General features: G+C 46.4%; 12 protein-coding genes. All 12 read right to left on the bottom strand.

From position 1 onward, the window contains the following. Nucleotides 1–38: 38 nt before the first annotated feature. The 12 genes from NSQ58_RS14075 to NSQ58_RS14020 all read right to left on the bottom strand — a co-directional run bounded on the left by NSQ58_RS14075 (nucleotide 39) and on the right by NSQ58_RS14020 (nucleotide 15,763). Nucleotides 39–509, bottom strand: coding sequence for a MarR family winged helix-turn-helix transcriptional regulator (locus tag NSQ58_RS14075; protein ID WP_013310615.1), 471 nt, complete (start codon nucleotides 507–509; stop codon nucleotides 39–41). A 275-nt stretch (nucleotides 510–784) separates the two neighbouring features. After that, nucleotides 785–3,247, bottom strand: coding sequence for a DNA gyrase subunit A (gene gyrA, locus NSQ58_RS14070; protein ID WP_341057609.1), 2,463 nt, complete (start codon nucleotides 3,245–3,247; stop codon nucleotides 785–787). Nucleotides 3,248–3,269: 22 nt separating this feature from the next. Next, entirely contained in the window at nucleotides 3,270–5,249 is a 1,980-nt protein-coding gene (parE, locus tag NSQ58_RS14065; protein ID WP_341057608.1) for a DNA topoisomerase IV subunit B, read from the bottom strand. A gap of 98 nt (nucleotides 5,250–5,347) precedes the next feature. Further along, on the bottom strand, nucleotides 5,348–6,337 hold the full coding sequence (locus NSQ58_RS14060; RefSeq protein ID WP_023989072.1) for an ABC transporter permease: 990 nt from the start codon (nucleotides 6,335–6,337) through the stop codon (nucleotides 5,348–5,350). Beyond that, nucleotides 6,330–7,406, bottom strand: coding sequence for an ABC transporter ATP-binding protein (locus NSQ58_RS14055; protein WP_053325634.1), 1,077 nt, complete (start codon nucleotides 7,404–7,406; stop codon nucleotides 6,330–6,332). The genes NSQ58_RS14060 and NSQ58_RS14055 overlap by 8 nt, the downstream gene beginning before the upstream one ends. Then, on the bottom strand, nucleotides 7,406–8,353 hold the full coding sequence (locus NSQ58_RS14050) for a GDSL-type esterase/lipase family protein (protein ID WP_053325635.1): 948 nt from the start codon (nucleotides 8,351–8,353) through the stop codon (nucleotides 7,406–7,408). The genes NSQ58_RS14055 and NSQ58_RS14050 overlap by 1 nt, the downstream gene beginning before the upstream one ends. Nucleotides 8,354–8,528: 175 nt before the next feature. Continuing rightward, nucleotides 8,529–9,209 (bottom strand): TIGR00266 family protein, encoded by a 681-nt coding sequence (locus NSQ58_RS14045; protein WP_076159244.1) that lies wholly within the window; start codon nucleotides 9,207–9,209, stop codon nucleotides 8,529–8,531. 227 nt (nucleotides 9,210–9,436) lie between these two features. Beyond that, nucleotides 9,437–10,177 carry a CAP domain-containing protein gene (locus NSQ58_RS14040; protein ID WP_341057607.1) on the bottom strand — a complete coding sequence of 247 codons (741 nt, stop codon included), beginning with the start codon at nucleotides 10,175–10,177 and terminating at the stop codon, nucleotides 9,437–9,439. Nucleotides 10,178–10,384: 207 nt separating this feature from the next. Beyond that, nucleotides 10,385–10,846, bottom strand: coding sequence for a GNAT family N-acetyltransferase (locus NSQ58_RS14035; RefSeq protein WP_013310623.1), 462 nt, complete (start codon nucleotides 10,844–10,846; stop codon nucleotides 10,385–10,387). Beyond that, a complete protein-coding gene (gene purT, locus NSQ58_RS14030) occupies nucleotides 10,839–12,023 on the bottom strand; it encodes a formate-dependent phosphoribosylglycinamide formyltransferase (RefSeq protein WP_341057606.1) in 1,185 nt (394 codons plus the stop codon). Before purT ends, NSQ58_RS14035 begins: the two co-directional genes overlap by 8 nt. A gap of 129 nt (nucleotides 12,024–12,152) precedes the next feature. Continuing rightward, nucleotides 12,153–13,991, bottom strand: a complete 1,839-nt coding sequence (locus tag NSQ58_RS14025; protein WP_068942685.1) for an ABC transporter ATP-binding protein — start codon at nucleotides 13,989–13,991, stop codon at nucleotides 12,153–12,155. Continuing rightward, complete coding sequence (locus NSQ58_RS14020) at nucleotides 13,988–15,763, bottom strand: ABC transporter ATP-binding protein (protein ID WP_341057605.1); 1,776 nt, start codon at nucleotides 15,761–15,763, stop codon at nucleotides 13,988–13,990. Before NSQ58_RS14020 ends, NSQ58_RS14025 begins: the two co-directional genes overlap by 4 nt. Nucleotides 15,764–15,871 lie beyond the last annotated feature (108 nt).

The raw sequence follows: 15,871 nt of genomic DNA, 5'->3' as shown, positions 1-15,871 counted from the left end.
GCTGCGTACAGCTACTTTTCATGTAGCCGCCATTCTAGTTATTCTGCTCGCTCTATTGGTTCCTTTACTCCCTCAGCCTCACTTGTCATTACTGAAGTTTTCGCCTTCGTTGTAATTTTCCCCAACAAATAAACCAGCAAATTTTGATTGTGCTGAGAAATTCGGTTTAGTGCAGAACCCAGAAAATCATCCCGGATTCGCAATCCACGCTCTACTTCTTCTCTCCCTTGATCCGAGATAACAATCCATACAATTCTACGGTCCTTTACGTCTCTGAAACGGGTGACCAGTCGATTCCGCTCCATCCGATCCAGCAGCATCGTAACCGCGGCTGGTGTGGTGGCGAGATATGGGATTAGTTGAGACGGTTTCATACGGCCGTATTCGTTCAAAACCTCCAGCACCGTAAGTTGAGCTTCCGTTAGTGATGGAGCCAGCTGCTGCTCCATATGAACCTTATAATCCTTAGCCATTCTGGACCAGATTTTCGCAAATTCGGTCGTTTGCATTTTGCCTCACTCCTTTAAATAACAGGGTCAGTAAAAGCATCAAAGTTACCGTATGGGCCACCGTCCGGATTGTATTTCATCACATTAAATTTTCGCCATTCAGCCCCGGTTTCCTGCCGTTTTTGGAGCACGAAATGAAAAGGGGAAGGAAGTCTCACTTCGGTTTTGAAGGCTGGTCAGGGTTCGACAGCATGACGGCAAAAAGGTCCTCATTCGTGCCGGAATGGCATGAGAGGACCTCTCTTTTTCGAGCTAAAAAGCGCTTGACTTTCCTATTATTCTATGGGCTGAGAAGCTTGCGGCTCACTACGCAGCAGCACATTCACAATTTCGTCCTTCTTCTCCACTGGAGCTAGCAGCTTGCCTGTATCCTTTCGGTCGGTCAAAGGGGCCTTTTCCGAAAGGAAGGACATCGTTTGTCCTTCTGCTGTGATTGCAAATAATTGAACAGCTTCACGGCAATAGAAGGCAGCCACGATTCGAGTTCCATTCGAACGTACTCGTTTGCCTTCCTTGAACTCAAAGGTGGTGATACCTTTGCCGCCTCTTCCCTGTGTAGGATAATCCAGCAGAAGCGTACGCTTACCATAACCGGACTCGGTCAGCACCAACACTTCTCCTTCATCCTCTTCTACCCACAACGCCGCGATAATTTCATCGCCTTCGGCTAGCTGTATACCTTTGACACCAGCCGAGACGCGCCCCATCGCATTAACCTCTTGCTCCTTGAAGCGTATACTCATACCCGCGCGGGTAATCAGCATAATATCCTGGGTACCCTCGCTTAACGTTACCGATAACACCTCATCGTCCCCTGCTACTTTGCAGGCGGCTACGGCACTGGAACGTTTTGTAGCATATTCTTTTAATTCTGTACGCTTTACTTGGCCCTTCTTTGTTACAAATACCAGGCTTTTTCCTATTTCCTCGATGTTTTTGAGCGGAATAACACTTACGATACGATCTTCCTTCGATAACGGAATAACGTTGACAATTGGTGTGCCCGGCTCTTTCCACTTATACTCTGGCACCTGATGTACAGGCAATAAAAAGTATTGTCCACGCTGGGTGAAGACGAGCAATATGTCCAGCGTATTCACATCAAGCAATTGGGTAACGTAATCCCCTTCTTTAACACCAGAACTTGAACGTTCCCCGCCTGAACGAGTGAATGACAACATACTTGTGCGTTTCACATAGCCATCTTTCGAGAGTGTCAGCAGCACATCCTCTGCTCCCACCATGACTTCCAGGTTCACCTTAATCTCTTCTACCTCGCCCTGGATATCTGAACGACGGTCAATGCCGTACTTTTCGCGAATTTCCAACAGTTCCTTGCGAATCAGGCTGATCAGCTTGCGATCACTTTCCAGAATAGAACGATATTGCGCGATTTTTTTCTGGATGTCCCCCAGTTCTTTTTCAAGCGTGGTGATTTCCAGATTGGTGAGACGGTACAACTGCAAAGTCAAAATAGAATCTGCCTGACGTTCGCTAAAACCAAACATCCATTGCAAATTATTTTGCGCGTCCTGGCGATTTTTGGAAGCTTTAATGGCTGCAATGACCTCATCCAGAATGTTCAGCGCCTTGACCAAACCTTCCAGCACATGGGCACGATCCTCTGCCTTTTCCAGTTCATACTGGATACGGTGAGTGACAACTTCGCGTTGATGGGCGATATACGCTTCCAAAATGGACTTTAGCCCAAGCTGATGTGGCGCTTTGTTCACAATAGCTACCATGTTGAAGTTATATGCCACCTGTAGGTCGGTTTTTTTCAGCAAATAAGCTAAAATCCCTTCCGCATCGGCTTCCTTCTTCAGCTCCACAACAATGCGCAAACCATTTCGTCCGCTTTCGTCACGAACCTCGGCAATCCCTTCCACCTTTTTCTCCAGACGGATATTCTCCATGGCGGTTACGAGCCTTGATTTGACGATCTGGTATGGGATTTCGGTAATGACTAGCTGCTGCTTACCTCCGCGCAAGGACTGAATTTCCGTTTTGGAACGAATATAAATACGTCCTTTTCCCGTACGGTAAGCGTCCTTGATGCCTTCGCCACCCATAATGAGTCCGCCAGTCGGGAAATCAGGACCTTTGATAAAGGTCATAATCTCTTCCAGCTCAATCTCTGGCTTTTCCATCACCGCAATGCTGGCATCAATAACTTCGCGTAAACTATGTGTAGGGATCTCTGTCGCAAATCCCGCCGAGATCCCACTGGAACCGTTCACCAACAAATTTGGATAACGAGACGGCAACACAACGGGCTCTTTGGCCGAGTTATCAAAATTGTCCTTGAACAAAACCGTACGCTTTTCAATATCGCGCAGCATTTCCATTGCGATCGGAGACAAGCGAGCCTCCGTATAACGCATAGCTGCCGCCGGATCATCATCCTGGGAGCCCCAGTTACCGTGACCGTCCACCAGCACGTGACTCATTTTCCAAGGCTGCGCCATCCGTACCATGCCGTCGTATATCGACGAGTCACCGTGGGGGTGGTAATTACCCATAACGTCCCCAACGGTTTTGGCCGATTTACGATATGCTTTATCCGGCGTATTGCCCGAATCGTACATTGCATAAAGAATACGACGTTGTACGGGTTTTAATCCGTCCCGTACGTCGGGTATCGCCCGATCCTGAATAATATATTTGGAATATCGGCCAAAGCGGTCACCGACCACTTCCTCCAGAAAAGCTGGCAAAAACTGCTCCGATAAGCTCATGTATACACCTCTTTTGATAGCACTACTCTACGTATTCCGTAAAATCTACGTTTTCCACGATCCAGCGCTTGCGCGGATCCACCTTATCACCCATCAAAGTGGACACCCTGCGTTCAGCCTTGGCTGCATCCTCTATCTGAACGCGTAGCAAGGTGCGTGAATCGGGATTCATCGTTGTTTCCCATAACTGATCAGGGTTCATTTCCCCAAGTCCTTTATAGCGCTGAAGCTCAAAATTTCGTCCAAATTCTTTTAAATAATTATCAAGCTGCTCGTCAGTCCAAGCATAACGCACCGTTTCGAGCTTACCCGACTTTCGAGTTATTTTATACAATGGCGGTTGAGCAATAAATATGCGTCCTGCATCAATAAGCTCTTTCATGTACCGATAAAAGAACGTCAACAACAGCACTTGAATGTGCGCACCATCTGTATCTGCATCGGTCATAATGATGATTTTGGAATAATTGCTGTCTTCCAGCGAAAACTCTGTTCCTACTCCCGCACCAATAGCTGCTGTAATAGCACGGTACTCATCATTCTTCATAATATCCGCCAGTTTGGATTTTTCCGGATTCATCGGCTTGCCCTTTAGCGGCAATATGGCCTGAATTTTGGAATCCCGTCCCTGCTTGGCTGATCCTCCAGCCGAATCGCCTTCCACAATAAACAACTCATTACGTGTAAAATCCTTGGACTGCGCAGGCGACAATTTACCATTCAAATTGGAACTTTCACTGCGTTTTTTGCCGGAACGCATTTCATCCCGAGCTTTACGTGCAGCTTCACGCGCTCTGGATGCTTGAACTGCCTTCTTGATCAAAGTTTGTGCTATCTGCGGATTTTCTTCCAAAAAACGCTGCATCTGCTCAGATACGATGGCATCCACTGTACTCCGTGCCGAAGCGCTTCCCAGCTGATCCTTTGTCTGGCCGACAAATTCAACCTCAGCCATCTTGACACTGATTACAGCCATCATGCCCTCACGTAGATCGTTGCCCTCCAAGTTTTTATCCTTTTCTTTCAACATCACCGTTTTCCGGGCATAGTCGTTCATGACACGAGTGTAAGCGGTTTTGAATCCCGTTTCATGCGTACCTCCTCCACGTGTCGGAATGGAGTTAACGAACGAAGCAATCGTCTCTGTATAACCAGCATTGTACTGGATGGCAATCTCTACTTCAATGTCTTCTTTCTCGGCATTAAAGTGAATAACGTCATGCAGCACATCCTTGCCCTCATTCAGAAAAGCAACAAACTGACTTGCGCCACCCTCATAAAAATACTCATCTGACTTTCCGCTGCGTTCGTCTTTAAGTTGAATACGAAGGCCCGAATTTAGAAAAGCAATTTCCTGAAGGCGCTCAGCCAACGTATCGTAGTTAAAATGAATGCCTGCCTGAAAAACACGAATATCCGGTTTAAATGTAATTTTCGAGCCCGTCTTGTTAGTATTGCCCAGCACTTCAAGGCCTGTGGTCGGTTCCCCGACATGCTCCACGCCCTTCTTGTCCTGCCAATATTCAAACCGCTGACGGTGAATCTTGCCGTCCCGGTAAATTTCTACTTCAAGCCATTCCGAAAGAGCGTTCGTTACAGACGCACCTACACCGTGCAGACCCCCGGATTTTTTATATCCCGAACCGCCAAACTTACCTCCGGCGTGCAAAATGGTGAATACAACCTGAGGCGTAGGAATTCCCGTTTTGTGCATTCCCGTAGGAATACCGCGCCCGTTGTCTGATACTGTAACGGAACCGTCCTTATGGATTGTAATATCAATGCGAGAGCAAAACTTGGCGAGATGTTCATCCACCGCGTTGTCTACAATTTCCCATACCAAATGATGCAGCCCCGAAGAACTGGTGCTCCCGATGTACATGCCCGGCCGTTTGCGAACTGCCACAAGCCCTTCGAGCACTTGAATGTCGTCCGCGCCATATTCCGAAGCTCCGCTTTGTGTGCCGGACACTCCCGCAGACAAGTCGATTTTGTCGACCATTCATGCTCCCCCTTTGTCTAATCGTAACCGTGTTTTGCCTTATTCTTGATGATTTTCACCAAAAATGCAAACAGATGTTTTCTTTTACCTTGTCCATTTTAATTCAATATATCCCGTTTCGTAAAGACGGCGAATGAAACAATCAATGCCGCAGCCCCCCAAATGCCCAGTACAGCTAAAGAAAAGGGTAAGGTCATTCCCTCAATGGGGGCGGGGCTTCCAGATAAATAATCGGTTAATTCGAGGTTAACCATAAATAAATATTTAGCACTCTGCCAAGATGAAGCCATGTTTGTCAAAATAGTGCCCGAAATAAGTGCAGCCATCATGACCACGATACTTGCCGCCGTACTTCGTACCAGTACAGATACCATGAAGGCTAACGAAGCTACCACAAGACTGACGAACCAGATCAATCCGGCTTGCAGCATCAGATAATGCCATTGTGGAATCGCGTGTACAGCAGACAAATCCACCGTCGATCCAACAATTTGAAATCCGGTAAATACCGGAACATTAAAACCGCGAAAACCAAAAAACAAGCCTGATATCAGATAGCTAATTACAAATACAGCTAAAATGATGAGCGAGACGAACATATACAATGTCAGCAGCTTGCTCAGCAGTATTTTCCACCGCCTGACTGGGCGAGTCAGCAACATTTTTATCGTGCCTGTCGTCCGTTCTCCAGAAACCAAGTCGGAGGCAATGGCCATAATCAACAGCGGAACGAACAGATTAATGGAATTATCCATAAACTCTCTGGTAAAGGTGACACCACTCGGCTCATTAGGATTCACATCATTTTCCAAATAATATTGCATCTGCTGCACAAAGACCCGACGGTAGGTCTTCCATTCCTCGGGAACCCGGTCACTTCCCAGCGAGTTTTGATTATCGGTAATCGCCTGACGCAGTTCGAGTCGCCAATCATTGCCGAATTTTTCGCGATTGTTTTCTGCCACTTTCATCTGAGCGTACGTAAAAATCGGCACAAGCACAAGTAAAACAAGTAAAATGACATAAAATCGTTTCTTCTTGATAATTTTGAGCGTTTCATTTTGTACGAGCGGTAAAATGTTATTCAAGTATCTCACCTTCCGTCATTTTCAGGAATAGCTGCTCCAGTGTAGGATTGATTTTGGTTACACCTTTAACGGAAATACCGGAAGCCGTCATTTGTGTCACCAGCTCCGCAATATGCTCTTCATCCATTTCTGTAAAAATTGCATCGGCTCCGCTGCCTGCCACAATGCTGTCATCAATTAATTCATCGGCGTTCGTAATTATTTGCACATGCGGAGAATTTTGCAATATGGCAAGACCCTGATCACGAGGCTCCAGTTGCCATACTGCCATGTGCGAGTGCGTATCAACCAATTCCCGCACACCACCTACAGCTAGCACCTTTCCCCGACTTATAATTGCCACCCGATCACATAGCAGCTGGATTTCGCTGAGCAAATGGCTGGAAACAAATACAGCCATGCCTTCTGCCGCTAGCAAACGGATAAAAGCTCTCATTTCCTTGATCCCCTTGGGGTCTAACCCGTTCGTCGGTTCATCCAAAATGAGCAATTTCGGTCTACCAAGCAAGGCTTGGGCTATACCAAGACGCTGGCGCATTCCGAGAGAATACGTACTTACTTTATCATGGATACGGCGATCGAGCCGAACCAGCTCAACGACTTCGCGGATACGCGGCTCGTCTACACCAGGCTGCATACGGGCAAAATGCTCTAAATTCTCCCACCCTGTCAGGTAGCTGTACACCTCTGGATTTTCCACAATAGAACCAATATGCCGCAAAGCCTGCTCAGGGTCACGATTTACATTATGTCCACAGACAGTAATCGTCCCTTCCGTAGGCTTAATTAAATCGACCAGCATACGAATAGTCGTCGTTTTTCCAGCCCCATTAGGACCGAGAAATCCGAAAATTTCACCCGCACGAACGTCGAATGTTACATCATGAATGATCATTTTGCGTTTGATACGTTTCTTAACGTGCTGAACAGAGAGAACTGTTTCGTTATTGCTTCTGTCTCTGCCTGCGCTGCCAACCTGATTGGCGGAATGGAAACTGGACACTGCATCCCTTGATGTCGGATTTTGGGTTATTCCAGCCCCGGTCTTGTCAGCAGATTGGATGCTCATTACTTGTTCCCTCCCTTTTTCACTTCAGCGGGTTGGCTACTTGTAGACTGTTGTTCATTATCCACTTTATCGGCATCCTTCGTGGTTGCAACTGCAAACCCTTGCGCGATACGTTCAGCGATTGCCTGATAGCCCTGTCCGTTTGGATGAAAATGATCGGAAGATAAATAGACAGGCAAATTTTGCTGGAACAAATCGAAAGTTGGAACCAGCGTCATATTGCTGTTTTGGTTGGTAATTGCCATGGCAGCCAGATTCCATTCTGTGACCACAAGATTACCGGGAATTTTCATTTCCTGCAGATCACTGAATGGATTATATAATCCGACATAGATAATTTTAGCATTCGGATTGATTTTCCCTACCTTTGTCAGCACTTTTTGCAGACGTTTGGCGGCATCAGGCACAGCTTTACGCAAACCACTGAGTGTAGGTGGCTCTTTGCCAGTTTGGGCAGCCTGAGCCCCCTGAAATAAATCATTTCCGCCAATCGAGACAATAATGACGTTAGCCTTTTTCAACACATAAGAAACACCAGGCTCATCCAGCTTGGTCAATAGTCCTTGAGTCGTCAGTCCATTAATCCCCAGATTATTTATGAGCTGAGCCTTATGGCCTTCCTGATTATTTAACAAGCTCACCGACCGACGCACAAAACCACTTCCGGAGTCATCCCCTGTGCCTTTGGCTAGCGAATCTCCAATGGCAGCTACCCGAAACTCTCCCGTCTGATTTGTAGCGGATGGCGCAGTTTGTGTCTGCGATGAACCGGAATGCACAGGTTGAGTGCTAACCATTGGCTCTGGAGCCGTGATACTTTGTACTGCTGTAATAAATCCGTACAATAATAGCAATGTGGCGGCAATGGAAACGGAACCGACAGACCGCCAAATCCATTTTGATGAATTCACTCGTGTTCCCTCCTGATAGCTTAGTGAAATAAACATAAGGCTTCTCATATCATTTTGCAAATAAACCGTTCGGAATAAAAGCGCAATAAATGCTTAGAGTCACACATAATTTCCCATGAACATGCAAAAAAAGGATGGCAAATGGCCACCCTTATATTATACTTTCTTGTGCGAATAGTTTATCCTCTCAACTCTAATCAGACGAACCAAACTATTTACTATCAGGGATGAAACTTTTGATCCATTGTCCAAAACTGCCTGGATTTCGACTTTGAATCAGTACCGTCCCTTCACCGCGAAAGCGGCATACAAGCGCTTCTCCACTCGTTACGCTGGACAACCAGCCTTTAGATGCTTTTTCAATTTTATAATCCATATAATCCGGCCATGCCACCAGATGAGCATTATCAATAATACGCTCCTCTCCTGGCGCGATGTAAATGGGATGAATGGCTCCATAAGAGGACAGGAATACCGTACCTCGACCACTGATTTCTACGATAAAAAAACCTTCACCGGAGAATAAACCTTTCATCAGGTTTTGCATTTTGGTGCTTACCTCAATGCCTTCCGTACAAGCCAGAAAACCGTCCTTTTGGACCAACAGTCTATACGTGCCATCCAGTTCCACCGCTTGTACATCACCTATACTGGCAGGGGCTAACAACACTTCAGCCGGTCCCCGGGCTGCCCTCAGTTCTTGAAAAAAGAATTTTTCTCCGCTCAGCATTCTGCCTAAACCACGTAACAGTCCACCGTCTACCGTCCCCTTTATATCTACACTGGAAGACATGGAAACCATCGCTCCCATTTCCGCTTTAATCATTTCCCCGGGGTTCAACTGCACCTTGAGCATAGCAAAGGCACCTTCATGCACGATTTCGTAGCTCATTTGTTCACCTGGCTTTCCATAAGTAGTCTGCAATCCATTCAACTTGCTGCTATCATACTATAAATACGTCCCTTATGTCTTTTCTGGTATAAAGCAATGGTTATGCCACTGGAGGAATAAGAGACACCAAAAGACCCGCTGAACGTGTCAGCGGGTCTCCAGATTAACGTCACGTCACTATCTTTTCGTAGCAGCGACATGACGTTGTGAACGTATTTACGATCATCTTAGTTACGTGTGAACTCTTGTACCCAATATCCATTGTAGTAAGCCACACCAATTTGTGTATATTCTGCCTTCAAAATATTCTCACGGTGTCCCTGGCTGTTCATCCAGGCTTTCATCACTTCTTGTGGTGTTTTTTGTCCCATGGCAATATTCTCACCCGCATACGTATAAGTTACACCGAATTTTTTCATCATATCAAATGGTGAACCATAGGTCGGAGATGTATGGGAAAAGTAATTGTTCGTACTCATATCCTTCGCCTTGACTAAGGCTACTTCTGTAAGCTTCGCATTCGATGCGAGGGGCTTCAGACCTTTTTGACTGCGCTCGTTATTTACAAGCTTTACAACCTCAGCTGCAAATTGGGACTTGCTCAGTTGTGCATCCGATCCTGCTGACTGACCCGCGCCTGAGTTTGTGCTTTGTTCTTGGGTCTGTTGCTTGTTACTAGACTGCGAAGCCTTTTGGCTACCCTGTTTGGTTGTTGCTTGTTTACCGGATGAAGGATTTGCTGTTTTGTTTTTAGCCTTGTCCTTTTCAGAAACATCCTTAATTACGGTCTTTGTTATCGTAGTCGTCCCGTTGGACATATTGACGGTATATCCGTTATTTTGAAACCATTGTTGCAGTTGGGCAGTCAAATCGTCAGCTGGTGAAGCTGATGCCGGAACGATGAATCCTGCGGATAAAATGGCGCTTAGACTTCCCATCACCAGTGTTTTTTTCAACATATTCTTCATTTCGTCATCTCCTTGTTGTATAAATGCCTTGGTGTGAACGCGTCTGGTTACAACTTTGTAATCTTTACTCTAGCAGTATATCATGTTTTATAGAAGGATCAATGGTATAAAAGTTGGAAAAAAATAGCCCCGCTCGGAATTGACCCATGCGGAACTAAGTTAAAAGTAGTGAGGCTTTAAGTATTAGATTGTCTTGTTATAGGCTGATTATCTAAGCTTTTTGCTGAAACGGTAGCCTTGCTTTTCAAAGCCGATTCGATTGTAGAATGCTCGGGCCTCTACTTGTTTGATGCGGTTATTCGCTCCGGTAATGAATAAATGATAGCATCCTTGCGCACGTCCCCACTCCTCACCACAAGCCACCAGGCGCTTGCCAATGCCCTCGCCGCGATACTCCCCGCTCACGACCAGCATGGTGATTTGTACGGCAGGATCAGGATAAGCCAAGCTTTGAGCCGTATGCATGCCGATTACTCCGACAACACGACCATCCATTTCTGCAACCATCATATTCGCTTGACTGTCCTCCCGCGTTGTTCCCATAACTTCTTTCATTACACCACAAGTCATCGGGTATCCGACTTCTCTTAGTAGTCCAGTTACGGCTTCGCAATCGCCAAGCTCTACGGAACGAATTGTCAGTACTGGAATCATCACATTGTTAGACATGATTTACCTCCACTTTCAGCATATTAGCAGCTTCTTTGGCCGTCTTCCGTGCTGTTTCCACATCTTCTGCAGCGCTAAGCGCTACAGCCATCCGGCGTCCCGGCTTGGTTTCAGGCTTCCCGAACACTCGCACCTGTGTCCGGGGTAGCAATAATGCATCATGCAGACCGCTTATTACGAAATCCCGCGTAGCCACTTCTGCCTTCAAGGTAGCTGAAGCTCCTGGTGTTAGCAGCGTGACGGATGGCACCGGGAATCCGAGAATGGCCCGCACGTGAAGCGCAAATTCCGACAAATCCTGCGTGATCATGGTCACCATTCCTGTATCATGCGGACGAGGGGATACTTCACTGAATATGACGCCATCAGCTGTTAAAAACAGCTCTACGCCAAACAATCCGTAACCACCCAGTTCATCCGTAATCGTACGGGCAATGTTCTCCGCCTCCGAAAGCTGCTTGTCCGTCATGCCATGAGGCTGCCAGGATTCGACATAATCCCCATCTTTCTGAATGTGGCCAATCGGTGGGCAAAAAGTCGTACCCGAAACCGATCTGACGGTCAATAAGGTAATTTCGCTCTCAAACGGGACAAAAGCTTCAACAATGACACGTGTTGTTTTGGCACGCGCGCCTTCCAGCGCCGTATTCCAGCAGGATTCTGCATCTTCGAGTGCCCGGCATACAGACTGCCCTTTACCCGACGAACTCATCAAAGGCTTGACCACACATGGCGTGCCCAGCTCATGAACCGCCGACCGCAACTGGTCAAAATTATCTGCAAAACGATAGGCAGCAGTCCGAAGCTGTAATTTCTCGGCAGCCAGCCTGCGAATACCTTCCCGGTCCATCGTAAGACGGGCGGCACGGGCCGTTGGTACTACGTGAAATCCTTCTTGCTCTAATTCTTCCAAAGCACCCGTAGCAATAGCTTCGATTTCAGGTACAATTATGTCGGGCTTTTCCTTACGAATTAGTGCCTTCAACGCCTCAGCATCCTGCATATCCAGACAGTGAGAGCGATGGGCCACCTGCATTGCTGGAGCCAGTTCATAGCGATCTACCGCAATACATTCCACGCCAAGCCGCTGAGCTTCAATAATGACTTCTTTTCCCAATTCGCCGCTACCCAGCAGCAGCATCTTCTTAGCTTTGGCAGAAAAAGGAGCACCCCACATCTTGAACTCTTCCCCCTCTGACGAAATTGCTCTGATCTCTTTTCATCTTTATTTTCAGGGTTTAGCTCCAAGAATGCAATAGTGCTCGGCATTTAAATTTACAAAAAACGCGATTTTTTGATCTTTTTTTTACAAAAATCTGAACTGTGCTTCCACCAGCCCCCGATATATTCCATGTTTTTTCATCAATTGTTCATGATTACCACTTTCTTGGATTTCCCCATGATCCAGTACAACGATATGATCAGCATTCCGGATGGTGGACAAACGGTGAGCGACCATAAAAGAAGTTCTGCCTTCCAGTAAAACCTGAAGAGCCTCCTGAATTTTCAACTCCGTTTCCGTATCAATACTGGCTGTTGCTTCATCCAGAATAAGAATTCTTGGATTTGCCAGCAAGGCACGAGCAAAGGATAAGAGCTGTCGCTGGCCCATGGACAACATTCCCCCCCGCTCCTCTACCTCTGTTTCATAGCCAGCTGGCAAGTGAACAATGAACTCGTGAGCATTGACCGCCTTGGCAGCCGCTTCAATTTCCTCATCCGTTGCATCCAATCGGCCAAATCGGATATTATCGCGTATCGTCCCCGAAAAAATAAATGTATCCTGTAGCACGATGCTAATCTGGCTTCGCAAGCTCTCCACCGTGACATCACGCACATCATGACCGTCAATCGTAAGCCGCCCTGACGTAATGTCATAAAAACGGCTTAGCAGATTAATAATTGTACTTTTACCTGATCCGGTATGACCCACAAGCGCTATAGATTGGCCCGCCTCGACAGAAAGATTAATACCTTTAAGCGCCTGACGTCCCTTTTCATATTCAAAAATGACCTTTTCAAATTGGATATCGCCCCGAATGGACGGCAAGGCTTTTGCTCCCGGTTTGTTTGCAATATTCGGCTGTTCATCCATAAACTCAAAAATTCGTTCTGACGAAGCCATCGCAACCAGTAACTGATTATACATTTGGCCCAGTCGATTAATCGGTTCCCAAAAGTTCCCAACATAGTTAGCAAACGCAACCAGTAATCCCACCGTAAGCTGATCTGTCTGAATTAAATGCGCTCCAAACCAGAACAGCACAAGCGTACCAAATCCTCCGGTAATATCAATAAGTGGGCCAAAGACCTGATTCATGGCAGAAGCCTTATCCCACGATTTTTTGCTAGAGCTGTTCATGTCGTCGAAATAAGCCATGTTTTCCTGCTCCTGCGTATACGCTTGTGTCACACGAATCCCCTGAATGGACTCATTCAAATGAGAGTTGATACGTGAGTTCTTCATACGCACTTCTTGCCAAGCACGGCGGATGCGTACGCGCAGCTTGGTCGAGATCAAAAACATGATCGGAACGGTCACAATTACCGCCAAACCGAGCTTCCAGTTAATAAGCAGCAAAATGACAATAATTCCGATAAGCTGTACGCAGTCAATCAGGACATTCACTGCACCGTTCGTAAAAAGATCCTGTAGCGAGTTAATGTCATTTGTCACGCGCACTAATACAGAACCTGCTGGTCTCTTATCAAAAAAGTTAAAGGATAGCTTTTGAATATGCTTGAATAAATCTTCACGCAAATCGTAAATAACCCGTTGACCGATAATATTGGTGAATTTAATGCGGTATGTGCTGGCTGCCCATTGAATTAAATATAACAAGAGCACGGCACCCGTGATGAGCAGCAGTAACTTTACGCTGGGCAGTGCAGGCCATGCGGGAGCAATTGCCTTATCAATGGCCAGACTGATCAAATAAGGAACGGTCAGCTTGGTAATGGTGCCGAGAATCATCATGACCAGAAGGATCGGCAGAATCTGACGGGCATAAGGCTTCATGTATGCCAGCAAACGTTTGAATTCTGACCAGTTAAACGGTTTGTCAATGACATCATCATCTTGATAGACAAAGCGTTCATTCGTTGGCTTTTTTAACGGTTTGACTTTTTCTGCGGGTATATTCATGGTCTCACCTGCCCTTCGGATACACCGTCTGGAGCCTGAGCTATGTAATCGGCGTATTGAATATGATACACATCCTGATATGGACCTGGAGTAGCAATGAGCTGTTCATGTGTTCCACGCTGGACGATTCGTCCTTCCTCAAGCACCACAATCTCATTGGCATGACGAAGTGAAGAGATTCGATGAGCAATTATAAATGTTGTTCGACCACGCATAACCTCTTGAAAACCGGTCTGTATTTCATGCTCTGTCTCCATATCAACCGCACTGGTAGCATCATCCAGTACCAGAATTTTCGGATTTTTGAGTAGTGCGCGCGCGATGGCGATCCGTTGTTTCTGCCCTCCGGACAGTCCCAATCCACGTTCTCCGACGACAGTGTCATATCCCAGCGGTAGTTCAGTTATGAATTCATGTGCCTGAGCCAGTTTGGAAACGCGTATGATGTCATCCATACTGACATGACTTAATCCATATGAAATATTGTTGCGTATAGAGGACGAAAACAAAAACGTCTCCTGAAACACGGAAGAAATTTGAGCACGTAAATCGCGAATCTTCAAGTGACGTATATCCTTGCCATCCAACTTGATACTTCCTGCATTCACATTATAAGCGCGCATGAGTAATTGAATAATGGTAGACTTCCCTGACCCCGTTCCGCCTAAAATTCCAATGACTGATCCCGGAGGTGCGTCTAAATTGATGTCAACAACAGCAGGGAGCTTATTTCCGTAAGCAAAGGTAACATGTTCAAACGTAACATGTCCTTCCACCTGATCGGCATCGAGTTTAAGTGCTCCGGCTTCATCGGTTACATCTATGGACTGATTTAGCAGTTCCAAGACCCTTTCACCAGAAGCTTTGGACTGCGTATAGTTATTGATATGAAAGCCAATGCTCCAGATGGGGCCGATAATATACCAAATTAAGCTAAAGAAAGCGACGAGCTGCCCCAAGGTCATTGACTTCTGAATGACCAGATACCCCCCCATGCCCAACAGCAGGACCACACTGACAGAAGCTATCAGTTCCATTGCGGGGAAGAACCGACTCCATAAGGAAGCAGCCTGAATTTGATTACTTTTGTATTGCTCATTACGTACTGAAAATTTCTCAACTTCATATGATTCGCGGGCAAAAGATTTGACGGTTCGCACACCTGTTATATTTTCTTGGACCGCTGTCGTCAAGGCGCTAAGGGCAATCCGCATTTCCTGAAAGGTGGGATGAATCCGGGATTCAAACTTGAATGTGACGAAGAGTAGCAATGGCATGCTGATCATCGTAATGAGGGTGAGCTGCCAGTTAATATACAGCATCATCATAGAGCCGAATACGACCATCAGTATCACATTGAGGAGTTGGGCAAAACCAAACCCGATAAAGTTACGAATTGCCTCCAAATCACCAGTCAGTCGGGACATGAGATCCCCCGTTTTGGCAGTGTCATAATATCTGAAGGACAGAAATTGCAGCTTTTCGTAACAAGCATTGCGGAGTCGGTACGCCAAGTAGTTACCTAGCCGTCCACCAAAAAAACCATGTAAAAATTGCATGAACCCTTTGATGATGACTACTCCCAGCACAGTCAGAGCCAGCGCCGGGACTTTCCCGAAGTCACCGGGGATGATAGCGTTATCAATTAGCCTTTGGAGCAGGTTCGGATACACCAGTCCCAGGGCCGTCGCTATCGCAAGGCATAAAATAGAAAGAAACAGATAGTGTCTCCTCTCGCGAAAAAAAACTTGCAGTTGCCTGAGCACTTCCATGTCAATGTCCCTCCATTAGTTGCACGACGTTGTTATATGGCTTAGTGAAGTTTACCATTCGCTTTCCAAGGGGGCAAAGAGGATAACAAGCCGTATTCAGGCAGGTTA

This window comes from Paenibacillus sp. FSL M7-0134 (assembly GCF_038007865.1).
GTDB lineage: Bacteria > Bacillota > Bacilli > Paenibacillales > Paenibacillaceae > Paenibacillus > Paenibacillus polymyxa_B.
Note: the sequence above shows the minus strand (reverse complement) of the source record. Positions and strands in the feature narration are given on the sequence as shown.

What these genes read in the sequence shown, in the direction of transcription:
- NSQ58_RS14050 (WP_053325635.1), bottom strand. Translation starts at nt 8,353, where the DNA reads ATGTTTATTTCACTAAGCTATCAGGAGGGAACACGAGTGAATTCATCA.
- purT (WP_341057606.1), bottom strand. Translation starts at nt 12,023, where the DNA reads ATGTGGGGTGCTCCTTTTTCTGCCAAAGCTAAGAAGATGCTGCTGCTG.
- parE (WP_341057608.1), bottom strand. Translation starts at nt 5,249, where the DNA reads ATGGTCGACAAAATCGACTTGTCTGCGGGAGTGTCCGGCACACAAAGC.
- NSQ58_RS14045 (WP_076159244.1), bottom strand. Translation starts at nt 9,209, where the DNA reads ATGAGCTACGAAATCGTGCATGAAGGTGCCTTTGCTATGCTCAAGGTG.
- NSQ58_RS14075 (WP_013310615.1), bottom strand. Translation starts at nt 509, where the DNA reads ATGCAAACGACCGAATTTGCGAAAATCTGGTCCAGAATGGCTAAGGAT.
- NSQ58_RS14020 (WP_341057605.1), bottom strand. Translation starts at nt 15,763, where the DNA reads ATGGAAGTGCTCAGGCAACTGCAAGTTTTTTTTCGCGAGAGGAGACAC.
- NSQ58_RS14040 (WP_341057607.1), bottom strand. Translation starts at nt 10,177, where the DNA reads ATGAAGAATATGTTGAAAAAAACACTGGTGATGGGAAGTCTAAGCGCC.
- gyrA (WP_341057609.1), bottom strand. Translation starts at nt 3,247, where the DNA reads ATGAGCTTATCGGAGCAGTTTTTGCCAGCTTTTCTGGAGGAAGTGGTC.
- NSQ58_RS14055 (WP_053325634.1), bottom strand. Translation starts at nt 7,406, where the DNA reads ATGAGCATCCAATCTGCTGACAAGACCGGGGCTGGAATAACCCAAAAT.
- NSQ58_RS14035 (WP_013310623.1), bottom strand. Translation starts at nt 10,846, where the DNA reads ATGTCTAACAATGTGATGATTCCAGTACTGACAATTCGTTCCGTAGAG.
- NSQ58_RS14025 (WP_068942685.1), bottom strand. Translation starts at nt 13,991, where the DNA reads ATGAATATACCCGCAGAAAAAGTCAAACCGTTAAAAAAGCCAACGAAT.